Consider the following 22,581-nt stretch of genomic DNA (forward strand, 5'->3'; position numbering starts at 1 on the left):
AACAATAAAGCCCAAAAAAACGACCTCCATAGCGAAGGTCGTTTTTTTGTTTATGACAGCCCATGAAACCGTTGCTGGCGCAGCGCCTCATACACTAAAATCGCCGCCGTATTTGATAAGTTCAGCGAACGGACTTTGTCGTTCATCGGAATGCGCAGGCAATGATCTATGTTGGCCTCGAGCAGCTCCTTCGGCAACCCGGTCGTTTCGCGGCCAAATACAAAGAAAATGTCTTTTTCCGTATCGCTGAAGTCAAATGAGTCGTAATATTGTCGGCCAAACTTGGTAATAAAGTAAAACTCCCCGTGCGGAAACCGAGCAAACAACTCGTCAAGCGAATCGTAATACGAAATGTTGACATGCGTCCAATAGTCAAGCCCAGCGCGCTTTAACATTTTATCGTCCGTTGAAAATCCGAGTGGACGGATCAAATGAAGCGCCGTATCCGTCGCCGCGCACGTGCGGGCGATGTTCCCGGTGTTGGCTGGAATTTCTGGTTGGTATAGCACAACATGAAGCGGCATTTCATTCACCTCAACAACATCGTTTATTTGCGGTCAATGATGTGAAAAAATTTATACCGAATGTTCGGGGTATAGGCGCTCGAATCCTCGTATGACCAATAACGCATCCGGCTGTTCGTCGTATGGGCGTTCACCAGCGGCATCCCGTCTTGGTCTTTGGCCACTACGATCGTGGAATGATCAAAGCGTCCATCCCCTTGAAAATCATAACAAATGACATCGCCTGCCATCAATTGTTCCGGTTCCGGGACTTCCACGGCCTGCAAACCGATGCGCGACCCGCTCAAATACCAGCGCAGCGAGTGGGCGACCGCCCAGCTGTAACTCCAGCTCCCGTTTTGGCACCACCAGCCCCGCGCCCGGTTTGGATAGCCAGTCATCGGCGCTCCGCCCGCATACAAGCATTGAGAAACAAAGTTCGTGCAATCAACAGGAAAAGACGGAAACGCCGGGTTATGCCGATTCCACCACGTTTCCGCATACCGCACCGCTTGGGCGCGGTCATATTGGTAAGAAAGGCGCTCACCCGTCCATCGCTCACGCTCGACACGAGGCGCTTCAACGTATTCCCCCATGCGGCTGATCCGTTGATCGTCCACCAGCTCGTCGCCCAAAAAACGGGCGCACCGCTCCTCGACTTGCTCCTCCATATAGAGAGTCGCCCCGTGTTTAATTAAAAATTGATGATGGGCAATATAAACCACCTTTGTCTCCCGCTCGACCGTCTGCCTGCCGACAATTTGTCCACGAATCGTGCATCGGACGATTTCCGCGCCGCGCCTTTGGCAAAGTTGCTGCTTTCTAGCGATTTCCTCATCGCCCCGAACACCGCTTTCCGAGACAAACGAACGCGCCCGCTCATCGAGCCAATTACGCAACTGCTTTTTCATGGCGCTCCCCACTTTCGTTTTTGTTACTACCTTATGTGAGGAAGCTGAAGTTTTTTCCCTATTCCTTGACCTCCGCCAACAGTTTCAGCCCTTTTTCAATTTCAGAGGCCACATCTGGATCTGTTTCTGCCTGTCTTGCCTCTTCGAGATATCGCTTGGCGCTTACATCCCCAATTTTTCCAAGCGCCCACGCCGCTGTTCCCCGGATGACCGGCCGGCTGTCTTCTTTCAACAGCTGCAATAAATACGGCACTGCTGTCCTGTCTTTATAATGAGCGAGCGCCAAAATCGCGTTGCGCTGGATCGGTTTTTTCCCGCGCCATGAGCCAGCCATCGCCCCAAACTTCTCTTTAAACTCGCGATTGCTGATCTGAAGAAGCGGGATCAGCTTCGGTTTCGCTGCCTCTGGATCTGGCTCAAACTCCGGATGCAGGTGGAAATCCTTCCCCTTATTTTCCGGACAGACCAACTGGCACGTGTCGCAGCCGTACAACCGGTTGCCGATTTTCTCACGGAACTCGTCGGCCAAAAAGCCTTTCGTTTGCGTTAAAAACGAGATGCACCGCTGCGCGTTTAGCTGCCCCCCCTGCACGAGCGCCTCGGTCGGGCACGCATCGATGCATTTCGTACACGTGCCGCATCGGTTTTCGATCGGCTCATCAGGCGGAAACGGAATCGTTGTAATCATCTCTCCCAAATACACATACGAACCAAACTCCGGTGTAATGATGGAACAGTTTTTCCCGCTCCAGCCGATCCCCGCCCGCTCTGCCACCGCTCGGTCAGCGAGCTCTCCCGTATCCACCATCGAACGGACGCGGGCGTGCGGCACCTTAGCAAGCAAAAATTCTTCCAGCTTCTGCAAACGGTCCCGCAACACGTCATGATAATCTTTTCCCCAAGACGCGCGGCAAAAAAGGCCGCGCCGCTCCGTTTTTGTCCCGCGCGGGGCGTCTTTCATTTTCGATGGGTAAGCGAGCGCAATGGCAATGATCGACTTTGCCTCGGACAGAAGAAGCGACGGATTTGTCCGCTTTTCAATATCCGGCTCTTCAAACCCGGACTGATAGCCAAGCTCCTGTTGTCGGCGCAGCCGCTCCTTTAGCTCCACAAACGGATCAGCGCTTGCAAACCCGATTTTATCAATGCCGATCGACCGGCTGTATTCAATCACTTCCTGTTTCAATGCTGCAACATCCATTGTTTTCCCTCCCCTCGAGGTGTATGGTAAAATAAAACGCGAGGTGATTCGCATGAGATGCATCCTATCGGAAGAACTAAAACAACGGCTTCCTTCCGGCAAATTCGGCGTCATCCGCTATCGCCATATCGAAGTCGGCGACTCGCCGCAAATGTTAAAAGGGCGGCTTGAACTGTTTCAAGAGTCGATTTACGTTGAGCTGCAGGAGAAGGCCATCGCCGACATTCCTGAACTCGCCGAATGGCGGCAGGCATTTAAACAAATTGGCACGGATCCGGGTCGTTACCGGCCGTCAAGCGAAAGCTTATACCGACGCATCCAGAAAAGGAACTTTATTCCACCAATCCATTCAGCGGTCGATGTCAACAACTTCTTTTCGCTCTATTATAAAATTCCACTCGGCATTTACGATCTTGACCGCATCGAAGGATCGGTGACTATCGCCGTAGGCACAGAACATGACGGGTACATAGCCCTAAATGGCCGCTCCGTCAACTTTGCCAATAAACTCGTCAGCAAAGATGAGCGCGGCCCGTTCGGCAGCCCGATCGTTGATTCCGAGCGCACAGCGGTGACGAAAGAAACGAAAAACGCTTTGCAAATTGTTTATTTTCTTCCGTCGATGACCGAAGATGCCGCCAACCGCCAGCTTCAGGCCATTCAAACGATGTTTACGCAAATCCATGGCGGCGAGGCCGAAGCGCGGTTGCTAGTATAATAAAAAAACGCAATGCCCCGTTCTTTGACGAAACGAAACACTGCGTTGTCCCCAATATTTAAAACTAACGATACTCATTATAACAAAACCGTATGCACATGACAAGAAAAAGCGCAAAAATCGACAAAAACAGCTGTATAAAAGGGCACCAGAACGCTCTGGTGCCAAAAACTCAAGTGACCCGTACGGGATTCGAACCCGTGTTACCGCCGTGAAAGGGCGGTGTCTTAACCACTTGACCAACGGGCCAAACATGGCGGAGAAGGCGGGATTTGAACCCGCGCGCCGCAAAACTGCGACCTAACGGTTTAGCAAACCGTCCCCTTCAGCCACTTGGGTACTTCTCCATGAAATGGCTCCGCAAGTAGGATTCGAACCTACGACCTACCGGTTAACAGCCGGTTGCTCTACCGCTGAGCTATTGCGGAACGATAACAGCGGAATGATGAGGAAACCGCGCTCATAACCCTGCCCTGTCCCTTCCTCTACTAGCGAGTTCAAAGAAGCTGGATGCGTCGGGACAACTCGCTGCCTATTCGATGAAGCTAAGGCTCGCGGCTGAGGTTTTACCACTAAACTACACCCGCACATAGACTTCTTCTACCACTCATCACGCGATTTCATGCCTCTTCCTCTGCAAGCATTCTCAAAGAAGCAGAGTGCGTCGAGGCAACTCGCAGTCTACTCGATGAAGCTAAGGCTCGTCGCTGAGCGATTGCGGAATGATCAAAGATGCTCACTTTATATTATAGCGAATCATCTGACAATGCACAATGGAAAATGGTGGGCCCAAGTGGACTTGAACCACCGACCTCACGCTTATCAGGCGTGCGCTCTGACCAGCTGAGCTATAGGCCCATCAAAGCGGGTGATGGGAATCGAACCCACGACATCAGCTTGGAAGGCTGAGGTTTTACCACTAAACTACACCCGCACACAGATTTCTTCTACCACTCGTCACGCAATTTCATGCCTCTTCCTCTGCAAGCATTCTCAAAGAAGCAGAGTGCGTCGAGGCAACTCGTAGCCTACTCGATGAAGTTAGGGCTCGTGGCTGAGGTTTTACCACTAAACTACACCCGCAACAAAGATAAGGGAAGAGAAAGGGCGACTAGTGGGAATCGAACCCACGCATGCCAGAGCCACAATCTGGTGCGTTAACCACTTCGCCATAGCCGCCACATTGATGGTGCCGGCTGCAGGATTTGAACCCGCAACCTACTGATTACAAGTCAGTTGCTCTACCAATTGAGCTAAGCCGGCACAACAGATTGACCTAAGTTGCACAATCATTATGGCGGAGGAGGAGGGATTCGAACCCCCGCGCGCCTTGCGACGCCTCTCGGTTTTCAAGACCGACCCCTTCAACCACTTGGGTACTCCTCCAAAAAGTAACATAATAATGGTGGACCTTGTAGGACTCGAACCTACGACCGGACGGTTATGAGCCGTCTGCTCTGACCAGCTGAGCTAAAGGTCCAATAAATAATAGTGGCGGTGGAGGGGATCGAACCCCCGACCTCACGGGTATGAACCGTACGCTCTAGCCAGCTGAGCTACACCGCCAAAATGATATAGTGAAATGGTGGAGCCTATCGGGATCGAACCGATGACCTCCTGCGTGCAAAGCAGGCGCTCTCCCAGCTGAGCTAAGGCCCCACAGGAAAATCGGGAAGACAGGATTTGAACCTGCGACCTCACGGACCCGAACCGTGTGCTCTACCAAGCTGAGCTACTTCCCGGTGAACGCGCTCGAGAGGATTTGAACCCCTAACCTTCTGATCCGTAGTCAGATGCTCTATCCAATTGAGCTACGAGCGCAAGTGCCGAGGGCCGGACTCGAACCGGCACGGTAGTTACCTACCCCAGGATTTTAAGTCCTGTGCGTCTGCCAATTCCGCCACCCCGGCGGGCGAGTGGAGCGGAAGACGGGGCTCGAACCCGCGACCCCCACCTTGGCAAGGTGGTGTTCTACCGCTGAACTACTTCCGCAAAATGATGAGCCATGGAGGACTCGAACCTCCGACCCTCTGATTAAAAGTCAGATGCTCTACCTGCTGAGCTAATGGCTCATAGTTATAACGACACTCTAAGTACTAATAAGCTCTACCTGCCTCTTCCTCTACCAGCTGTTTCAGGGAAGCTTGGTGCGTCGAGGCAACTCGCAGTCAACTCGAAGATGCATCGCTCGTTGCTGAGCTAATGGCTCATAGTTATAACGACACTCTAAGTACTAATAAGCTCTACCTGCCTCTTCCTCTACCAGCTGTTTCAGGGAAGCTTGGTGCGTCGAGGCAACTGTAACCAAACCTAATGGCTTATAACTTTCTCGAGTAAAATAAGGGATGCCGGCTGCAGGACTTGAACCCGCAACCTACTGATTACAAGTCAGTTGCTCTACCAATTGAGCTAAGCCGGCATATTGGCATGATAATGGTGGCTCGGGACGGAATCGAACCGCCGACACAAGGATTTTCAGTCCTTTGCTCTACCGACTGAGCTACCGAGCCATATACTATTTTTATCCCGCTCATTGAACTGCTCTGTGCCTCTTCCACTACCAGCTGATTCAAAGATGCTCGATGCGTCGAGGCAACTCGATGATGTTGATGCTCGTCTCTAGCGACTGAGCTGTCGAGCTACACGTGATTTTTTATCTCCCATCTATTTTCATAATTTTAAAACAATGGCGGTCCCGACGGGACTCGAACCCGCGATCTCCTGCGTGACAGGCAGGCATGTTAACCACTACACTACGGGACCATTTGGTTGCGGGGGCAGGATTTGAACCTGCGACCTTCGGGTTATGAGCCCGACGAGCTACCGGACTGCTCCACCCCGCGACGATAGAAAATGAACTTACTTCGATAATGCACTGAATTTTTGTTTCGTATGATCATCGCCCCTGCCTCTACCAGTTGATTCAAGGAAGCAGAATGCGTCGGGGCAACTCGCAGTGTATTCAATGAAGCAAACGCTCGTTGCTCCACCCCGCGACGATACAGTGTTTGAAAGTGGTGGAGGATGACGGGATCGAACCGCCGACCCCTTGCTTGTAAGGCAAGTGCTCTCCCAGCTGAGCTAATCCTCCATTGATCGTGCCTAGCAGCGACCTACTCTTGCAGGGGCGCTGGCCCCAACTACCATCGGCGCTGGAGAGCTTAACTTCCGTGTTCGGGATGGGAACGGGTGTTTCCTCTCCGCTATCACCACTAGGCAATAATGGACAAGTTTTATTATAAGGAAAGTTAATTTGTTGTCAAGCTTTTTTTCATTCCTTCAAAACTAGATAACCTTTGGGAAGAAGCCGCTCATAGGTTAAGCCCTCGATCGATTAGTATCCGTCAGCTCCACGTGTCGCCACGCTTCCACCTCGGACCTATCGACCTCGTCATCTTCGAGGGATCTTACTCGCTTTTGGCGATGGGAAATCTCATCTTGAGGGGGGCTTCACGCTTAGATGCTTTCAGCGCTTATCCCGTCCGCACATAGCTACCCAGCAGTGCCCCTGGCGGGACAACTGGTACACCAGCGGTGCGTCCATCCCGGTCCTCTCGTACTAAGGACAGCTCCTCTCAAATTTCCTGCGCCCGCGACGGATAGGGACCGAACTGTCTCACGACGTTCTGAACCCAGCTCGCGTACCGCTTTAATGGGCGAACAGCCCAACCCTTGGGACCGACTACAGCCCCAGGATGCGATGAGCCGACATCGAGGTGCCAAACCTCCCCGTCGATGTGGACTCTTGGGGGAGATCAGCCTGTTATCCCCGGGGTAGCTTTTATCCGTTGAGCGATGGCCCTTCCATGCGGAACCACCGGATCACTAAGCCCGACTTTCGTCCCTGCTCGACCTGTCCGTCTCGCAGTCAAGCTCCCTTGTGCCTTTGCACTCTCCGAATGATTTCCAACCATTCTGAGGGAACCTTTGGGCGCCTCCGTTACCTTTTGGGAGGCGACCGCCCCAGTCAAACTGCCCACCTGACACTGTCTCCCACCCCGCTTAAGGGGTGCGGGTTAGAATTTCAATATCGCCAGGGTGGTATCCCACCGCCGCCTCCACCGAAGCTGGCGCTCCGGCTTCTCAGGCTCCCACCTATCCTGTACAAGCGATACCAAAATTCCATATCAGGCTGCAGTAAAGCTCCACGGGGTCTTTCCGTCCTGTCGCGGGTAACCTGCATCTTCACAGGTAGTATAATTTCACCGGGTCTCTCGTTGAGACAGTGCCCAAGTCGTTACACCTTTCGTGCGGGTCGGAACTTACCCGACAAGGAATTTCGCTACCTTAGGACCGTTATAGTTACGGCCGCCGTTTACTGGGGCTTCGGTTCGCACCTTCGCTTGCGCTAAGCGCTCCCCTTAACCTTCCAGCACCGGGCAGGTGTCAGCCCCTATACTTCGCCTTTCGGCTTCGCAGAGACCTGTGTTTTTGATAAACAGTCGCTTGGGCCTTTTCACTGCGGCTCTTCCAGGCTCATCACCCGAAAGAGCACCCCTTCTCCCGAAGTTACGGGGTCATTTTGCCGAGTTCCTTAACGAGAGTTCTCCCGCGCGCCTTAGGATTCTCTCCTCGCCTACCTGTGTCGGTTTGCGGTACGGGCACCTCTTCCCTCGCTAGAGGCTTTTCTTGGCAGTGTGGAATCAGGGACTTCCGGATCGAATCCGTCGCCATCACAGCTCAGCCTTTTAGCCAGCGGATTTGCCTGCTGGCCAGCCTCACTGCTTGGACAGGCTCTTCCAGCCGCCTGCTCACCCTATCCTCCTGCGTCCCCCCATCGCTCAAACGGGAAGGAGGTGGTACAGGAATCTCCACCTGTTGTCCATCACCTACGCCTTTCGGCCTCGGCTTAGGTCCCGACTAACCCTGAGCGGACGAACCTTCCTCAGGAACCCTTAGGCTTTCGGCGCAGAGGATTCTCACCTCTGTTTTCGCTACTCATACCGGCATTCTCACTTCTAAGCGCTCCACCAGTCCTTCCGGTCTGGCTTCTCTGCCCTTAGAACGCTCCCCTACCGATGACCAACGGTCATCCCGCAGCTTCGGCGGCACGTTTAGCCCCGGTACATTTTCGGCGCAGAGTCACTCGACCAGTGAGCTATTACGCACTCTTTAAATGGTGGCTGCTTCTAAGCCAACATCCTGGTTGTCTTCGCAACTCCACATCCTTTTCCACTGAACGTGCACTTAGGGGCCTTAGCTGGCGATCTGGGCTGTTTCCCTCTTGACCACGGATCTTATCACTCGCAGTCTGACTCCCAAGGATAAGTCATTGGCATTCGGAGTTTGACTGGGTTCGGTAACCCGATGAGGGCCCCTAGCCCAATCAGTGCTCTACCTCCAACACTCTTACCTTGAGGCTAGCCCTAAAGCTATTTCGGGGAGAACCAGCTATCTCCAAGTTCGATTGGCATTTCACCCCTACCCACACCTCATCCCCGCACTTTTCAACGTGCGTGGGTTCGGGCCTCCAGCCGGTGTTACCCGGCCTTCACCCTGGACATGGGTAGATCACCTGGTTTCGGGTCGACGACGACGTACTCATGCGCCCTGTTCAGACTCGCTTTCGCTGCGGCTCCGCCTGCTTGGCTTAACCTCGCACGCCATCGTCACTCGCCGGTTCATTCTACAAAAGGCACGCCATCACCCATAAACGGGCTCTGACTACTTGTAGGCACACGGTTTCAGGTTCTCTTTCACTCCCCTTCCGGGGTGCTTTTCACCTTTCCCTCACGGTACTGGTTCACTATCGGTCACTAGGGAGTATTTAGCCTTGGGAGATGGTCCTCCCTGCTTCCGACGGGATTTCCCGTGTCCCGCCGTACTCAGGAGCCGCTCGGGAGGGAACGAAGTTTCGACTACAGGGCTCTCACCTTCTCTGGCCGGCCGTTCCAGACCGGTTCGTCTACCCCGTTCCTTTCTCACTCCCATATGAGCGGTCCTACAACCCCAAGAGGCACGCCTCTTGGTTTGGGCTGTTCCCGTTTCGCTCGCCGCTACTCAGGGAATCGCGTTTGCTTTCTTCTCCTCCGGGTACTAAGATGTTTCAGTTCCCCGGGTGTGCCCTCCATGCCCTATGGATTCAGGCATGGATCCTGTCCCATTACGGACAGGGGGTTCCCCCATTCGGACATCTCCGGATCAACGCTTGCTTACAGCTCCCCGGAGCGTTTCGGCGTTTGCCCCGTCCTTCATCGGCTCCTAGTGCCAAGGCATCCACCGTGCGCCCTTTCTAGCTTAACCTAAAGCGTCTCGGCTTCTTCCTTTGTTTATCGGTTATCTAGTTTTCAAGGAACGAAGTAGCTCCATCGAGCTTGCTTCTTCGCTGGTTTGCGTCGAGGAATCTGACTCCTCTGAATCCGCTTGTAGACGCAAAGCTACTGCTTTGATCAGGCTCCCCTGCGACTTTGTGCCGAGGAATCCGGCTCCCCTGAGCCCTGCTAGCAGACTCAGGCACAGACGCAAACGAAGTAGTTGAAGGAATTCTCATTCCTTCAAAACTGAACGAAACGAAAGCGCGATTTGTTCATGGCGGGCCGTTAGAGGCCTTCGCTTTTCGTACTGTCTAGCTCCGGCCGCCATCGGCTCGCGACGCTTCGGTCCTGCTGCGGCGGCGACAGCCTCCTCGCAGGCCCTCCAGCGCGTTTCGCCGATAGGCGGGCGGCCTTCGCTTTTCGTACTGTCTAGCTCCGGCCGCCATCGGCTCGCGACGCTTCGGTCCTGCTGCGGCGGCGACAGCCTCCTCGCAGGCCCTCCAGCGCGTTTCGCCGATAGGCGGGCGGCCTTCGCTTTTCGTACTGTCTAGCTCCAGCGCCTGGCTCTCTTCTGCCAAATCACCTTCCCCCTCGGGGTGCAAGCACCCCTGCGGGTGAAGAACATTTGGCTTCGAGAGCCGATCGCGGCGCTTCCGCTTTTCGTCCTTAGAAAGGAGGTGATCCAGCCGCACCTTCCGGTACGGCTACCTTGTTACGACTTCACCCCAATCACTTGCCCCACCTTCGGCGGCTGGCTCCCGTCAGGGTTACCTCACCGACTTCGGGTGTTGCAAGCTCTCGTGGTGTGACGGGCGGTGTGTACAAGGCCCGGGAACGTATTCACCGCGGCATGCTGATCCGCGATTACTAGCGATTCCGGCTTCATGCAGGCGAGTTGCAGCCTGCAATCCGAACTGAGAGCGGCTTTTTGGGATTCGCTCCCCCTCGCGGGTTCGCAGCCCTTTGTACCGCCCATTGTAGCACGTGTGTAGCCCAGGTCATAAGGGGCATGATGATTTGACGTCATCCCCACCTTCCTCCGACTTTTAGCCGGCAGTCCCTCTAGAGTGCCCAACTGAATGCTGGCAACGAGAGGCAAGGGTTGCGCTCGTTGCGGGACTTAACCCAACATCTCACGACACGAGCTGACGACAACCATGCACCACCTGTCACCCTGTCCCCCCGAAGGGGGAACGCCCAATCTCTTGGGTTGTCAGGGGATGTCAAGACCTGGTAAGGTTCTTCGCGTTGCTTCGAATTAAACCACATGCTCCACCGCTTGTGCGGGCCCCCGTCAATTCCTTTGAGTTTCAGCCTTGCGGCCGTACTCCCCAGGCGGAGTGCTTATCGCGTTAGCTGCAGCACTAAAGGGTGTGACCCCTCTAACACTTAGCACTCATCGTTTACGGCGTGGACTACCAGGGTATCTAATCCTGTTTGCTCCCCACGCTTTCGCGCCTCAGCGTCAGTTGCAGGCCAGAGAGCCGCCTTCGCCACTGGTGTTCCTCCACATCTCTACGCATTTCACCGCTACACGTGGAATTCCGCTCTCCTCTCCTGCACTCAAGTCCCCCAGTTTCCAATGACCCTCCACGGTTGAGCCGTGGGCTTTCACATCAGACTTAAGGAACCGCCTGCGCGCGCTTTACGCCCAATAATTCCGGACAACGCTCGCCCCCTACGTATTACCGCGGCTGCTGGCACGTAGTTAGCCGGGGCTTTCTCGTGAGGTACCGTCACCGCGCCGCCTTGTTCAAACGGCGCTCCTTCGTCCCTCACAACAGAGCTTTACGACCCGAAGGCCTTCTTCGCTCACGCGGCGTCGCTCCGTCAGACTTTCGTCCATTGCGGAAGATTCCCTACTGCTGCCTCCCGTAGGAGTCTGGGCCGTGTCTCAGTCCCAGTGTGGCCGGTCACCCTCTCAGGCCGGCTACGCATCGTCGCCTTGGTGAGCCGTTACCTCACCAACTAGCTAATGCGCCGCGGGCCCATCCGCAAGTGACAGCCAAAGGCCGCCTTTCAACCAAAGACCATGCGGTCTTCGGTGTTATCCGGTATTAGCTCCGGTTTCCCGGAGTTATCCCGGTCTTGCGGGCAGGTTGCCCACGTGTTACTCACCCGTCCGCCGCTGACCAAACAAGAGCAGGCTCTCATTCGGTCCGCTCGACTTGCATGTATTAGGCACGCCGCCAGCGTTCGTCCTGAGCCAGGATCAAACTCTCCAATAGAAAGTTGATTGGCTTGCGCTTCGTTTCGTTCAGTTTTCAAGGAACAAGCTTATTTTTGTTTCTTTCGCTCTCTTGAAGCGACTTTTACATATTAGCATTTTTATTATTGGTTGTCAACATTTTTTTATTCATCCTATTCCGCAACGTTTTTCCGTCGCGGCAGCGATTTAAAATATATCATCGTTCGACATAGAAGTCAATAGCTTTTTTTACTTTTCGCGATAGACAGCCCGTCTTTGCTGAACTGCCTCATTTTCTCCAACCATTCCACGTTCATAAAAAATGTAGAGAAAACCGTTGTATCAAGACAATTCAATCCTCGTTACGCAAGCCCCCATTCAAGCGTTAGCTAGGTGGAGGTCGTTGACGCCCAGCCGAAAGTGACATGCTCCCCTGCCCGCACTGGCGCTCAGAGACAGGGCTTGTCGGGTCATCCCGCCTCATGGCCAAAAGTTGGCCGAGCGCCCCGAGCTGACAACACCTCTCCGTTTTTGTCTCGTTTGAAAGTGGGGAGCATCTTTCAAAATTAGGTTAAACAGAGGCTAGATGGGAGAGGTTTATCAGATTTTCCCTTCCTGCAAAATATAATAGCGTTCAAACATCCTGTTCCCTTTTGTCGGCACCTCCACCGCAGTTAACACTTTTCTTTCTACTAAATATTCGAGCATGATGGCAAGGTCGACCGAATAAGGCGCAAACTGCGGATGGCGGGTCATTTCCTCAATGCTCCACGCCCCACTCTTTTCCTTCAACACCTCGCATAAGTGAGAAGAGCCTGGCACTACAAAAGAATGGATTAAAAATTCGCTCGCCAGCAACAGAAGCTCAAGCCGTTTTGGAAGCGGCTCCTCGCTCCCGACTAACTCCTCATACAACTTATAAATTTGTCCATCCATTTGCTTTACTTGATTCCATACCGTCACTTCCGGATAAAGGCCATGCTCGATCACTGTGAGCCGCGCTAAATGGTGCAAGGCGTGCATCATATGGTTGTATGAATCAAGCCAGTGTCGGGCGGTAAACAGCGCCTTGCCATCGGTATAGCGGCGAATCAGTTTGGCAAATTCCAGCCCCATTTTCAGCCGCCGTTCCTTAGGGGGAAATTGCTCAAGGCGCTGGCGCAGCTGCCAAACATAGTCGTTGCGGTCAAATACGATTTTTCCATTGAATACCCAGTCGATCGCCTTTCGATGCGACCCAAGAACAAACCATTCGTTTAATTTTCGCTCATTCACCGCATAAAGCGCCGCCTTCTCACCGCTAACTGAGTAATGTTTCAAATACAAAGGCTCACTTTGCAAATCGACAATGACGAGCAACACCACATCGAACGTATCGGTCACCGTCGCATGTCCCGCCGTTTTTTCAATGAGTAAAATTCCCCGTGTATTGTAACGGCTTGCCCATTCCTGATAAATGGGACGCAGCAATTCTTCCATAAATGATTCCCGTTACAGAAAGTCGGTAAGGTTGCGGCATCCAGCAAACTCTCCCTTTATAAAACCGAGCAGAAGAACATATTCTTTTTCGTTTTTGGCGCCGGCAGTTTTTCTGTAACGGCTTCCTCCCTTCCAGCGTCGTCGATGATTCAAACCTTGTTTTTATACAGATGACGAAAATGTTGCTAGCGTCCGTTGATGCTGTCATGATATGCATCCCGCAACGTATGTCCTGCTGCCATCATTCGCTGCTTGACCAAGGCGGGGAGCTTGTTGCTGTCGTTCGTTATTCGACAAAAGACGGGAAATTCCTCTCTTCTGAGTAAAAAACGCCTGTCAATTTTGTTGATTTCTCCTTCCCGATCGTCCCCTGTTTTATGGTATAGTGGTGTATGTAGGAGGGACGACGATGGGTATTAAATATTCGAGCAAAATCAACAAAATTCGCACGTTTGCTTTAAGCTTGATTTTTGTCGGCGTCATCGTCATGTATCTCGGGCTGTTTTTCCGCACGTCCCCGATCATCATGACGCTGTTTATGGTGTTTGGACTTTTATTCCTTGTCGCGAGCGGCATTGTGTACTTTTGGATCGGTACGCTCTCAACGAGAGCGGTCCAAGTCGTCTGTCCGTCATGCGGCAAGGTGACGAAAATGCTCGGCCGCGTTGACTTATGTATGTTTTGCCGCGAGCCGCTGACGCTGGATCGCGAGCTCGAAGGGAAAGAATTCGATGAGAAATACAACAAAAAAAGAAAAAGCTGATAGCCCTTTTCGTGCTATCAGCTTTTTTAATGCGTCCGCCCCCTGCCCTTCTGACAGTCAGGGCATACTCCGTACACTTCCATGCGATGATGATCGACTTTAAATCCAGTAACGTGAGCGGCAAGCTGCTCGACTTCATCGAGCGCTGGATAGTGGAAATCCACGATTTTGCCGCATTCTTCACAAATGACATGATAATGGTTGGATGTGACAAAATCGAACCGGCTTGAGGAGTCACCGTATGTCAGCTCTTTGACAAGCCCGATTTCTTTAAAGACGCGCAAGTTGTTGTAGACGGTAGCGACGCTCATATTCGGAAATTTCCCTTCCAGCGCTTTATATATTTCATCAGCCGTCGGATGGGACATCGAGCTGATCAAATACTCCAGTATCGCATGACGCTGCGGCGTAATGCGTATGCCCGTCTTTTTCAGCATGTCCAGCGCTTCCTTCAGTTGCTCGTTGGCAGACACCGTCATGCACCTCACTCTCTGCAGAAGATGAAAAAAATTATCATTTTATAATATTTATAATTAGTCTACAAGGAATGTATGCCTTTTGTCAATATAGATACCATTAATATATGGGCTTGGGCATCTTTTTAACAAAAAAAAGGGGCGGAAATCTTTCCCGCCCGCCACATTTCATTCATTTGAGGAGGTTACTATGTATCATACGCAACATAACTGATGTTGCTTGGACGCTTACCTAGATGAGACCAATCGGGCCACCTCCGCGAGCGCCTCATCGACGTGCCCCTTTACTTTCACCCCGCGCCATTCCTTTGCCAATGTTCCATCGGGGGCGATAATGAACGTCGAGCGCTCAATACCCATGTATTCCTTGCCAAAATTCCGCTTTTTCTTCCAAACCCCGTACAGTTCCGCTGCGTGATGCTGTTCATCGGAAAGAAGCAAAAACGGCAGCTGATATTTCTCAATAAACGTTTCATGCCGCTTGACTGGGTCTGTACTCACCCCTAAGATGACGGCATTCAATCCGGCAAATTGCTCATGGCGGTCGCGAAAATCGCATGCCTCGGCCGTGCACCCGGGCGTCATGTCTTTTGGATAAAAATAAAGCACGACATATTGACCCCGGAAATCTGAAAGTGAAACCATTTTCCCGTTGCTTGCCGGCAAGGTAAAATCTGGGGCTGGCTGGCCAATGGCTGTCGTCATGGCGTTCCCTCCGTCTTCTTCGTTTTCTTTTAGCGTAGCGAAGACGGAGGGAAATTGCAACTGTTAGCGGCGATCCCAGTCAAATACAGTGCGCGTCACGATGACCGCTGGCATAATGTAACCGAGAAGCGCCTCAGCGATCGCGATCCACCGTCCGATGCCGATCGGGGTCACATCCCCGTATCCGACCGACAAGAGCGTCATGCCGCTTAAGTACAAGCTATCCTCAAGCAAAGCCAAACGGTTCCCTGCCATATTGTTTGAGGACGGGGTAAACACCGCATGGCCTTTCGCCTGCAAAATCATATAAATCATAGCAAAGCCGAGCAGCATCGTTATATACCACTGAACGAGCACCCACAGGCTGTCGAGCGAGAGGCGGTGCGTCGCTTGAACGCGCGCTGTCCAAAGCGAGGTGATGCTGCCAAGCAGTATGGCAGTAACCACTCCGAGGAAGGCGTAATCCATCGCGTTCCCTCCATCTTTGTCCGTTGTTTATATATACGTGGCCGAACGGACAATTATGACGGAGTGAACTGCCGCAATCTCGATAAGGCTTGAAACAGCGGACGCCGTCGGACTGTGCCACCTGCTAGGCTACCCGTGCAGCAGGATGGAGCCCTTCCCCGTTTTTGTGAGAGGTCAGCTCCTCACTGCGCAAAGGAACGGGCCAACACACCTTTCAGCGTCTCTGCGCTATGACGAAACCATTTTTGCTCGTTATCGTCCAGCTCAATTTCAATCACCTCGCGGATGCCATTACGGTTGATGACCGCCGGTACGCCGATATAGACGTCGCGTTCACCATATGAGCCGTCCAAATAAGCCGAGACGGTCAAAATGGCATTCTCGTTATGCAAAATGGCGCGCGTCACGCGGGCGAGCCCCATGGCGATGCCGTAGTATGTCGCTCCTTTTTTCTCGATAATTTGATAGGCAGCGTCGCGAACGTTGACAAAAATGCGCTCCAAATCCTCCCTTGCCTGTTCTCCTTTCGATTCGATCCACTTGCGGATCGGCACGCCGCCGATGTCAGCCTGGCTCCAGACCGGAAGCTCGGTATCGCCGTGTTCACCAATAATGTAGGCGTGGACATTCGTTGGGGTGATGGCGAAATACTCGCCTAATAAAAAGCGGAATCGCGCCGTATCTAAAATCGTCCCCGAACCGATCACCCGATGAGGAGGCAGTCCGCTGAATTTCCATGTCGCATAAGTCAAGATGTCGACCGGGTTCGTAGCGACAAGAAACAGCCCTTGAAACCCGGACGCCATAACCGATTCAACGATTGAGCGGAAAATGGCGATATTTTTATCCACTAGATCAAGCCGCGTCTCGCCTGGTTTTTGATTGGCGCCGGCGCAAATGACAACCAAATCGGCGTCGCGGCAGTCGCGGTAATCGCCGTGCCAAATGCTCGCCGGCTTCGGCGCAAACACTTTCCCATGGTTGAAGTCCATCGCATCGCCCTCAGCCTTGTTTTCATTTGCATCGATGAGCACAATCTCATCAGCAATCCCTTGATTCATTAAGGCAAATGCATAACTGGCACCGACAAACCCGGTGCCGACGACCGCCACTCGATTTCCTCCCCCGTTTTTCATCGCTGTTCTCCCCCTTCATATTTGTGAATAGATTCACAAGTTATTTTATCCCATAAAGCAGAGACTATGCATAAACGATTATGGCGGTTGTTTGGCCGTTGTTTGTCATTTTTATGACAGCCTCCGTTAAGCAAAAAAACGGACGGGGCAGTCAACTCCCCGTCCCGCGATACCGCCTCACCCCAGCATTCCAAAGCATGACGGCGATGGCAAAAAACAAGGCGCCGACTACTGGAGTGAAAAATGCGTAGCCATACCATTCTTCCTTGCGAAGAAAATACGAAGCCGGATAGACGCCAACAAAGGCAAACGGAAGCAGCCACGTTAAAATATAGCGAATAACTCGGTGATAAATATCAATCGGATAGCGGCCATAGCTGCTGATGTTGTACATCATCGGCATGATCGAGGTGCGGGCATCAGCAAAAAAACTAATGGTCGCCAGCGAAATGAAAATGCCGGCATAAATGAACGCGCCGCCGATCACCAATAAAACAAAGATAAAGAGATCATACCAATGAAACGTAAGCGACAGACGGACGCCAGCGTACGCCATAATGATCAACCCCGGTATGGCCCCGAGCAACGATTCGAGCTCCATCCGCTCGAGAATGATCTGAAATAGGCTGTGCACCGGACGCGTCAACACGCGATCCATTTCCCCCTGCACAATATATCGTTCATTAAAATCCCAAAGGTTAAAAAAGGCGCCAAATACGGCATACGGAACAAGAAAAAAACCGTAAATAAACAAAATCTCATCGCGCGTCCAACCGTGAAGGAGCGGCGTATGACCAAAAACAACGAGCAAAAACACGAGATTGACCGCCTGAGCCATGAAATCGGACAGCCATTCAATGAACAAATCGGCGCGGTATTGCAGTTTTGTTTTCATATATTGGGCCACGTATTGAAAAAAGACCGATAGATAAAACAATCGTTTACCCCCCTTGCACAACGAGACGTTTTTTCGCCATCCGCCATAACAACCCGATCGGCAAAAGCAACAGCGCGCACCATGCTGCCTGCATGAGCAGGCCGTCGCGAACGGCGACGCCTTGGAAGCTTTCCGTAATAATCATGCTCGGGATATAGCTGATCGCCTGAAACGGAAAATAGTGCATCAGTCGTTGCGCCCAATCGGGGTAAAAGGAAATGGGCAAGATGAGCCCGGAAAACAAATCAATGATAAACCGCTTCGCCCTAAGCACCCCTTCGTTGCGGAATGTAAAAAACGTCACAACCCCCGCGAGCAAGTTCAGCTCTGAATAAATGATAAAGCTAAGCAAAAGCGATAAACTAAACGACAGCCATGTATGGGCGTTTTCCGGAAACTGAAGCGGCAAAAAAAGCGATACGACCAAAAGCCCGGGCAATGATAAAAAGAACAGGCGGAACAGCCCTTCGCCGAGCCCCTGAACCGCCTTCATCCCCAAATAGCTGTACGGGCGGATCAGCTCGGTCGCCACTTTTCCGTTGCGAATTTCCATCGCGATTTCGCGGTCAATGTTGTTAAAATAAAACGCCCGTGACAGCCAAGAAATGGCCACATACGTCGTCATTTGGCCAAGCGACATCCCTTGCATCGACGGTTTGTCCCCATAAATGGCCGACCAAAGGAAGTAGTACGCCGCAATGTTAATGGCATAAATGAGAATGCCAGTATAATAGTTTGTCCGGTAGGCGAGCATCATTAAAAAGCGGATGCGGATCATTTCTGCATATTTATCCATTCACCGCACCTTCCTCATAAATATTGCGGACAATCTCTTCCGTCGACACTTCATGGATCCGGATGTCTTGCAGCGCATAGCGGGCGGCGACGCGGCTGACGACTTCCGGCACTCCTCCCGATGGAACATGCGCCACCCAGATGTTCGGCTGTTCCCCTTTTTTCCAGACAACGTCCAATCCGGCCGTCAGCTCTTGCAAGATAGAGGCGTCCTTTCCTTCGGCGAATGTAAAAGAAACCCGTTTTCCTTGCCCCCATTTTTCTTTTAACTGCTCAAGCGAACCGTCGTAAATGATTTTTCCTTCATCAAGCATAATCACCCGCTCACACAGCGCCTCGATGTCCGACATGTCATGCGTCGTCAGCAAAATCGTCGTCCCGTACCGTTCGTTCAACTGTTTCAAAAACTGACGGATGTTGAGCTTGACAAGCACATCCAAACCGATTGTCGGCTCGTCTAAAAACAGCAGCGGCGGATTGTGAATGAGCGCGGCAGCGAGCTCACAGCGCATCCGCTGCCCGAGCGATAGCTTGCGCACCGGTTTGTCCAGGAGCGGGCCGATCTCAAGCATCTCAATCACCTCACCCATATGACGATCGTATTGCTCATCCGGGACACGGTACACCTTTTTTAACAATCGGAACGACTCTTGAACGGCGATGTCCCACCATAATTGTGAGCGCTGACCGAAAACAACGCCGATCGTGCGCACAAATTTCTCCCGCTCTCTATGCGGGTTCATCCCGTTGACAACGATGCGCCCAGATGTCGGAGTTAAAATGCCTGTCAACATTTTGATCGTCGTCGACTTGCCGGCACCGTTTTCGCCGATATAGCCGACCATCTCCCCTTGCTTGACGGTAAAAGAAATGCCGTCAACGGCGCGAACTGTCATGTAACGGCGCGTCCATAAATCGCGAAACGCCCCGACGAGACCGGAGCGGCTTGTGTGCACTTTAAATTCTTTTCGCAGCTGTTCTACTTCGATGGCGTTCATTCTCTCCCTCCTGCCTCTCTCTGATGTCGACAAACAAAAGTGGACTTCCCTTTCCTTCTATGTTGCCATTATACCTAAATCGCCGTCATTTTCACCTGTTTTGTTTCTCGGATGCCGACGAGGATTGTCCCCCGCGATGACAAAACCGCTTCTTCGTTCTAGCGAGCACGATAGCCGTAGCTGACAGCACATTATGGTAAAATAAAGGAGCAGTCATCGGAAACAGGAGGATCAAACGATGCAGTGGACAAAATCGGAACAATTATATGAAGAAGCGCTTAGGCACATTGTCGGCGGGGTGAACAGCCCCTCCCGCTCGTATAAAGCAGTCGGTGGCGGCGCCCCAGTCGTCATGGAACGAGCGCAAGGGGCGTATTTCTGGGATGTAGATGGAAACCGATACATTGACTACTTGGCCGCCTACGGACCGATCATCGCCGGGCACGCCCATCCGCACATCGCAGAAGCCATCCGCCGCGCCGCCGAGACCGGTGTGTTGTACGGCACGCCGACGCCGCATGAGATTACATTCGCCAAAATGTTAAAAGAGGCGATTCCGTCGCTTGAGAAAGTGCGGTTTGTCAACTCAGGAACGGAAGCGGTGATGACGACGATCCGCGTCGCTCGCGCCTACACCGGCCGCAGCAAAATCGTGAAATTCGCCGGCTGCTATCACGGCCACTCTGACCTGGTGCTTGTCGCCGCCGGATCAGGGCCGTCGACATTAGGGACGCCGGATTCAGCCGGCGTGCCGCAAAGCATTGCCCAAGAAGTGATTACAGTGCCGTACAATGATGTGGAATCGTTCCGTGAGGCGATGAACGTTTGGGGCGAGCACGTCGCAGCCGTATTGGTCGAACCGATTGTCGGCAACTTTGGCATCGTCCTGCCGAAACCTGGCTTTTTAGAAGCCGTAAACGACATCACGCACCAGGCGGGGGCGCTTGTTATTTATGATGAAGTGATCACCGCTTTCCGCTTTATGTATGGCGGGGCACAAAACTTGCTCGGCATTGAACCCGACTTGACGGCCATGGGGAAAATTATCGGCGGCGGCTTGCCGATCGGAGCGTACGGCGGACGCCAACATATTATGGAACAAGTTGCTCCGCTCGGTCCGGCTTACCAAGCGGGGACAATGGCTGGCAACCCGGCGTCGATGCTCGCTGGCATCGCCTGCCTTGAAGTGTTGAAGCAAGACGGCGTGTATGATCAACTCGATCGGCTTGGCGCCATGCTTGAGGAAGGCATCATGGCCCATGCCCGCCAATGCGGCCTGCCGGTAACCGTCAATCGTTTAAAAGGCGCGCTTACCGTCTTCTTTACGGAGGAAAAAGTCGAAAACTATGAACAAGCCCAGCGCAGTGATGGCGAACGGTTTGCGACATTTTTCAAGCTGATGCTCAAGCAAGGCGTCAATCTCGCACCGTCCAAGTATGAAGCATGGTTCATCACCCTCGCCCATACAGAAGACGACATCGCTTACACGATCGATGCGGTCGGCCGCGCGTTCCGGCAACTGTAATCGGCAAGGCATGCCGTTCTCGCCTCCGGCAGGCTGACGAAAAATCGATGTTTCCCGCCAGCAGCAATTTCGCAAAGATTCAAAAACCAATTTTTTATTATGGGAGCCTGTTTGTGCCGAATTGGTTGCTTAAATCCTCAGCTCTTCAGATCGACATGCCGTCATCATTCCAGCGCCCGCTGCCAAGCGGGCGCTGTTTGTTTATACGAACGCCGATGTTGACAATTTTGTGAACAGCGCCGCAACAAAGTAAGGGACGATTGATTTCCTGCGGCTCGCATGGTATGATAAACAACAAATTCTGAAAATTAAGACTGTCATTTTTCATCCAGCAAGCCATTGGAGGAGGTGACCGGCGCCAATGGGGGAACATCCACCCGAGCGCGCCTAGTATACATGGAACAACATACATATCGTTCGCCAAATGAAGAGGAACAACGGGGCGCCTTTTTGCTGGCGGCAGTGGAAAAGCGGAACATCCCAACTAACGAGCATGTCCGCACCGTCCTTGAGGCGCTTGCCCAATGGGGTCATTTGGAACAAGACAGCGCCACCATCCAACTTGACATCCCGCGCAAGCTATGGATGGAAAAACTGGCCAACGCCGGACAAAACCCGGAAATTGCGACAAACGACCATTTCACCGTCGGTCATGTGCACATTCCCCGTTCCGCTGACGCCGGGCCGATTCGGACGCATCTTCGCCAGCTTTGCAAACAGTTTGGCTTCGTCCTTCTGTTCGAATCCATTCGGCCATCCGCGGATGAAAACACGTTGTTTTGGCAAATCGCCATGTTGCCGAGCGATGTGTTTTCCTTACCCGACCGTTTGTTCCGTCTCATGACAACAATGGAGCGCGACTCGAACGTCCGCGTCGCTTCGCTTAGCCATATCCATGCTGTCTACAAAGCCGACACATTGGCCCACCTGTTGCGCGAGCCGGATGTATCCCATCCATTTCTCACCTCAGCCGCCGCGTTCGCCTATGTCGGGCAAGCAGGCGCCCCCCTTTGCTACAAGCGTCTCGGTTCGGCCGGCATGCTTGTTCACAGGGTTGAAACGTCTGTTTCAGAGGTCGAGACGCTTATTTACACTTACGGTTACAGCCTGCTCGAAGCAGCGGGGCTCGCTTTCATGCCGGATGCGGCCAAACAAAACGGCCTGCCGCCGCTGAAACAAACACACGCGCTATTTGCCGCCGGCTCGGAACAGGAAGCGATATGGATTGCCGGCACAGCGGAGACGCTTTGGAAAACGGACGCTTCTTCCCGTGTGTTCATCGCCTCCAAGCCGTATGGCGACACCGCTGAACCGCTCACTCCGGGGCAGCCGCTGGCGCTCATCCGCTCTGCCGCTGGGCAAATCCAATGGCTTGATGGCGCCCGTTTCCGCCAGGAAGTGAATGCTCGCCTCTCCAATCGGCACACTGCCGATATTCCGATCGCCTTCTGACTTTTTCAACGCTCTGCCAATTCCGGCGGAGCGTTATATTTTCCCCTTGAACTCATATATAAAACTGTGTAT

The 22,581-nt window shown here is 52.8% G+C and carries 15 protein-coding genes, 21 tRNA genes and 3 rRNA genes; 4 read left to right on the forward strand and 35 right to left on the reverse strand.

What is annotated here, in order from left to right; all coding sequences use genetic code 11:
- Positions 1-50: 50 nt before the first annotated feature.
- Genes trmL through queG form a run of 3 tightly spaced genes read right to left on the reverse strand, consistent with a single transcriptional unit; the run spans position 51 to position 2,615 of the window.
- The gene (trmL, locus tag IC803_RS14545; protein ID WP_081207605.1) at positions 51-524 is read right to left on the reverse strand and encodes a tRNA (uridine(34)/cytosine(34)/5-carboxymethylaminomethyluridine(34)-2'-O)-methyltransferase TrmL; all 474 of its coding nucleotides are present in this window, start codon (positions 522-524) and stop codon (positions 51-53) included.
- A 23-nt stretch (positions 525-547) separates the two neighbouring features.
- Complete coding sequence (locus tag IC803_RS14550) at positions 548-1,414, reverse strand: amidase domain-containing protein (protein ID WP_081207604.1); 867 nt, start codon at positions 1,412-1,414, stop codon at positions 548-550.
- Positions 1,415-1,472: 58 nt separating this feature from the next.
- Positions 1,473-2,615 carry a tRNA epoxyqueuosine(34) reductase QueG gene (queG, locus tag IC803_RS14555; RefSeq protein ID WP_081207603.1) on the reverse strand — a complete coding sequence of 381 codons (1,143 nt, stop codon included), beginning with the start codon at positions 2,613-2,615 and terminating at the stop codon, positions 1,473-1,475.
- A 52-nt stretch (positions 2,616-2,667) separates the two neighbouring features.
- Between queG and IC803_RS14560 the strand changes: the two genes are divergently transcribed.
- Positions 2,668-3,333: a B3/B4 domain-containing protein gene (locus tag IC803_RS14560; protein ID WP_081207602.1), complete on the forward strand. Its 666-nt coding sequence runs from the start codon at positions 2,668-2,670 to the stop codon at positions 3,331-3,333.
- A gap of 177 nt (positions 3,334-3,510) precedes the next feature.
- Here the strand turns inward: IC803_RS14560 and IC803_RS14565 are convergent.
- The 25 genes from IC803_RS14565 to IC803_RS14685 all read right to left on the reverse strand — a co-directional run bounded on the left by IC803_RS14565 (position 3,511) and on the right by IC803_RS14685 (position 13,254).
- Positions 3,511-3,582: transfer RNA gene (locus IC803_RS14565), tRNA-Glu, on the reverse strand.
- A 5-nt stretch (positions 3,583-3,587) separates the two neighbouring features.
- Positions 3,588-3,680: transfer RNA gene (locus IC803_RS14570), tRNA-Ser, on the reverse strand.
- A gap of 6 nt (positions 3,681-3,686) precedes the next feature.
- Positions 3,687-3,761, reverse strand: a tRNA-Asn gene (locus IC803_RS14575).
- A gap of 353 nt (positions 3,762-4,114) precedes the next feature.
- Positions 4,115-4,191: transfer RNA gene (locus IC803_RS14580), tRNA-Ile, on the reverse strand.
- A gap of 5 nt (positions 4,192-4,196) precedes the next feature.
- Positions 4,197-4,267: transfer RNA gene (locus tag IC803_RS14585), tRNA-Gly, on the reverse strand.
- A gap of 172 nt (positions 4,268-4,439) precedes the next feature.
- Positions 4,440-4,512, reverse strand: a tRNA-His gene (locus IC803_RS14590).
- A gap of 8 nt (positions 4,513-4,520) precedes the next feature.
- Positions 4,521-4,596 (reverse strand) — tRNA-Thr (locus IC803_RS14595).
- Positions 4,597-4,628: 32 nt separating this feature from the next.
- Positions 4,629-4,719 (reverse strand) — tRNA-Ser (locus tag IC803_RS14600).
- 17 nt (positions 4,720-4,736) lie between these two features.
- Positions 4,737-4,813, reverse strand: a tRNA-Ile gene (locus IC803_RS14605).
- A 12-nt stretch (positions 4,814-4,825) separates the two neighbouring features.
- Positions 4,826-4,899, reverse strand: a tRNA-Met gene (locus IC803_RS14610).
- Positions 4,900-4,916: 17 nt separating this feature from the next.
- A tRNA-Ala gene (locus IC803_RS14615) sits at positions 4,917-4,992 on the reverse strand.
- A 9-nt stretch (positions 4,993-5,001) separates the two neighbouring features.
- Positions 5,002-5,075, reverse strand: a tRNA-Pro gene (locus tag IC803_RS14620).
- Between the two features lie 5 nt (positions 5,076-5,080).
- Positions 5,081-5,154, reverse strand: a tRNA-Arg gene (locus tag IC803_RS14625).
- A gap of 3 nt (positions 5,155-5,157) precedes the next feature.
- Positions 5,158-5,243: transfer RNA gene (locus tag IC803_RS14630), tRNA-Leu, on the reverse strand.
- Between the two features lie 7 nt (positions 5,244-5,250).
- Positions 5,251-5,325, reverse strand: a tRNA-Gly gene (locus IC803_RS14635).
- Between the two features lie 7 nt (positions 5,326-5,332).
- A tRNA-Lys gene (locus IC803_RS14640) sits at positions 5,333-5,405 on the reverse strand.
- A 274-nt stretch (positions 5,406-5,679) separates the two neighbouring features.
- Positions 5,680-5,752, reverse strand: a tRNA-Thr gene (locus IC803_RS14645).
- Positions 5,753-5,767: 15 nt separating this feature from the next.
- A tRNA-Phe gene (locus tag IC803_RS14650) sits at positions 5,768-5,843 on the reverse strand.
- Between the two features lie 177 nt (positions 5,844-6,020).
- Positions 6,021-6,096 (reverse strand) — tRNA-Asp (locus tag IC803_RS14655).
- A gap of 3 nt (positions 6,097-6,099) precedes the next feature.
- Positions 6,100-6,176: transfer RNA gene (locus IC803_RS14660), tRNA-Met, on the reverse strand.
- Positions 6,177-6,348: 172 nt separating this feature from the next.
- Positions 6,349-6,424: transfer RNA gene (locus IC803_RS14665), tRNA-Val, on the reverse strand.
- A 9-nt stretch (positions 6,425-6,433) separates the two neighbouring features.
- Positions 6,434-6,550 (reverse strand): 5S ribosomal RNA (rrf, locus tag IC803_RS14670).
- Positions 6,551-6,647: 97 nt separating this feature from the next.
- Positions 6,648-9,576: ribosomal RNA gene (locus IC803_RS14675) — 23S ribosomal RNA — on the reverse strand.
- A gap of 681 nt (positions 9,577-10,257) precedes the next feature.
- A 16S ribosomal RNA gene (locus IC803_RS14680) occupies positions 10,258-11,815 on the reverse strand.
- Together the 16S, 23S and 5S rRNA genes with 21 tRNA genes alongside form the textbook arrangement of a ribosomal RNA operon.
- A 560-nt stretch (positions 11,816-12,375) precedes the next feature.
- Positions 12,376-13,254, reverse strand: coding sequence for a nucleotidyltransferase-like protein (locus tag IC803_RS14685; protein ID WP_081210783.1), 879 nt, complete (start codon positions 13,252-13,254; stop codon positions 12,376-12,378).
- A gap of 409 nt (positions 13,255-13,663) precedes the next feature.
- On the opposite strand from IC803_RS14685, the gene IC803_RS14690 reads away from it, so the two are divergent.
- Positions 13,664-14,017, forward strand: a complete 354-nt coding sequence (locus IC803_RS14690) for a YgzB family protein (RefSeq protein WP_081210785.1) — start codon at positions 13,664-13,666, stop codon at positions 14,015-14,017.
- Between the two features lie 26 nt (positions 14,018-14,043).
- Here IC803_RS14690 and perR read toward each other — a convergent pair whose 3' ends face one another.
- The 7 genes from perR to IC803_RS14725 all read right to left on the reverse strand — a co-directional run bounded on the left by perR (position 14,044) and on the right by IC803_RS14725 (position 19,532).
- Positions 14,044-14,496 (reverse strand): peroxide-responsive transcriptional repressor PerR, encoded by a 453-nt coding sequence (gene perR, locus IC803_RS14695; RefSeq protein ID WP_081210787.1) that lies wholly within the window; start codon positions 14,494-14,496, stop codon positions 14,044-14,046.
- A gap of 225 nt (positions 14,497-14,721) precedes the next feature.
- On the reverse strand, positions 14,722-15,198 hold the full coding sequence (bcp, locus tag IC803_RS14700) for a thioredoxin-dependent thiol peroxidase (RefSeq protein ID WP_081210789.1): 477 nt from the start codon (positions 15,196-15,198) through the stop codon (positions 14,722-14,724).
- A gap of 63 nt (positions 15,199-15,261) precedes the next feature.
- Positions 15,262-15,666, reverse strand: coding sequence for a potassium channel family protein (locus tag IC803_RS14705; RefSeq protein ID WP_063166721.1), 405 nt, complete (start codon positions 15,664-15,666; stop codon positions 15,262-15,264).
- Between the two features lie 182 nt (positions 15,667-15,848).
- Entirely contained in the window at positions 15,849-16,802 is a 954-nt protein-coding gene (locus tag IC803_RS14710) for an L-lactate dehydrogenase (RefSeq protein WP_081210791.1), read from the reverse strand.
- Between the two features lie 151 nt (positions 16,803-16,953).
- On the reverse strand, positions 16,954-17,739 hold the full coding sequence (locus IC803_RS14715) for an ABC transporter permease (RefSeq protein ID WP_081210793.1): 786 nt from the start codon (positions 17,737-17,739) through the stop codon (positions 16,954-16,956).
- A 4-nt stretch (positions 17,740-17,743) separates the two neighbouring features.
- Positions 17,744-18,535: an ABC transporter permease gene (locus IC803_RS14720; protein WP_081210794.1), complete on the reverse strand. Its 792-nt coding sequence runs from the start codon at positions 18,533-18,535 to the stop codon at positions 17,744-17,746.
- Positions 18,528-19,532 carry an ABC transporter ATP-binding protein gene (locus IC803_RS14725; protein ID WP_081210796.1) on the reverse strand — a complete coding sequence of 335 codons (1,005 nt, stop codon included), beginning with the start codon at positions 19,530-19,532 and terminating at the stop codon, positions 18,528-18,530. The genes IC803_RS14720 and IC803_RS14725 overlap by 8 nt, the downstream gene beginning before the upstream one ends.
- 238 nt (positions 19,533-19,770) lie before the next feature.
- Here IC803_RS14725 and IC803_RS14730 point away from each other — a divergent pair, with 238 nt between their 5' ends.
- Together IC803_RS14730 and IC803_RS14735 are read left to right on the forward strand one after the other, a co-directional pair.
- Positions 19,771-21,057 (forward strand): glutamate-1-semialdehyde 2,1-aminomutase, encoded by a 1,287-nt coding sequence (locus IC803_RS14730; protein WP_081210798.1) that lies wholly within the window; start codon positions 19,771-19,773, stop codon positions 21,055-21,057.
- Positions 21,058-21,453: 396 nt separating this feature from the next.
- Positions 21,454-22,509 (forward strand): class II glutamine amidotransferase domain-containing protein, encoded by a 1,056-nt coding sequence (locus tag IC803_RS14735; RefSeq protein ID WP_081210800.1) that lies wholly within the window; start codon positions 21,454-21,456, stop codon positions 22,507-22,509.
- The last annotated feature ends 72 nt before the right edge of the window (positions 22,510-22,581 follow it).

It is taken from the genome of Geobacillus sp. 46C-IIa, from assembly GCF_014679505.1.
Lineage (GTDB): Bacteria > Bacillota > Bacilli > Bacillales > Anoxybacillaceae > Geobacillus.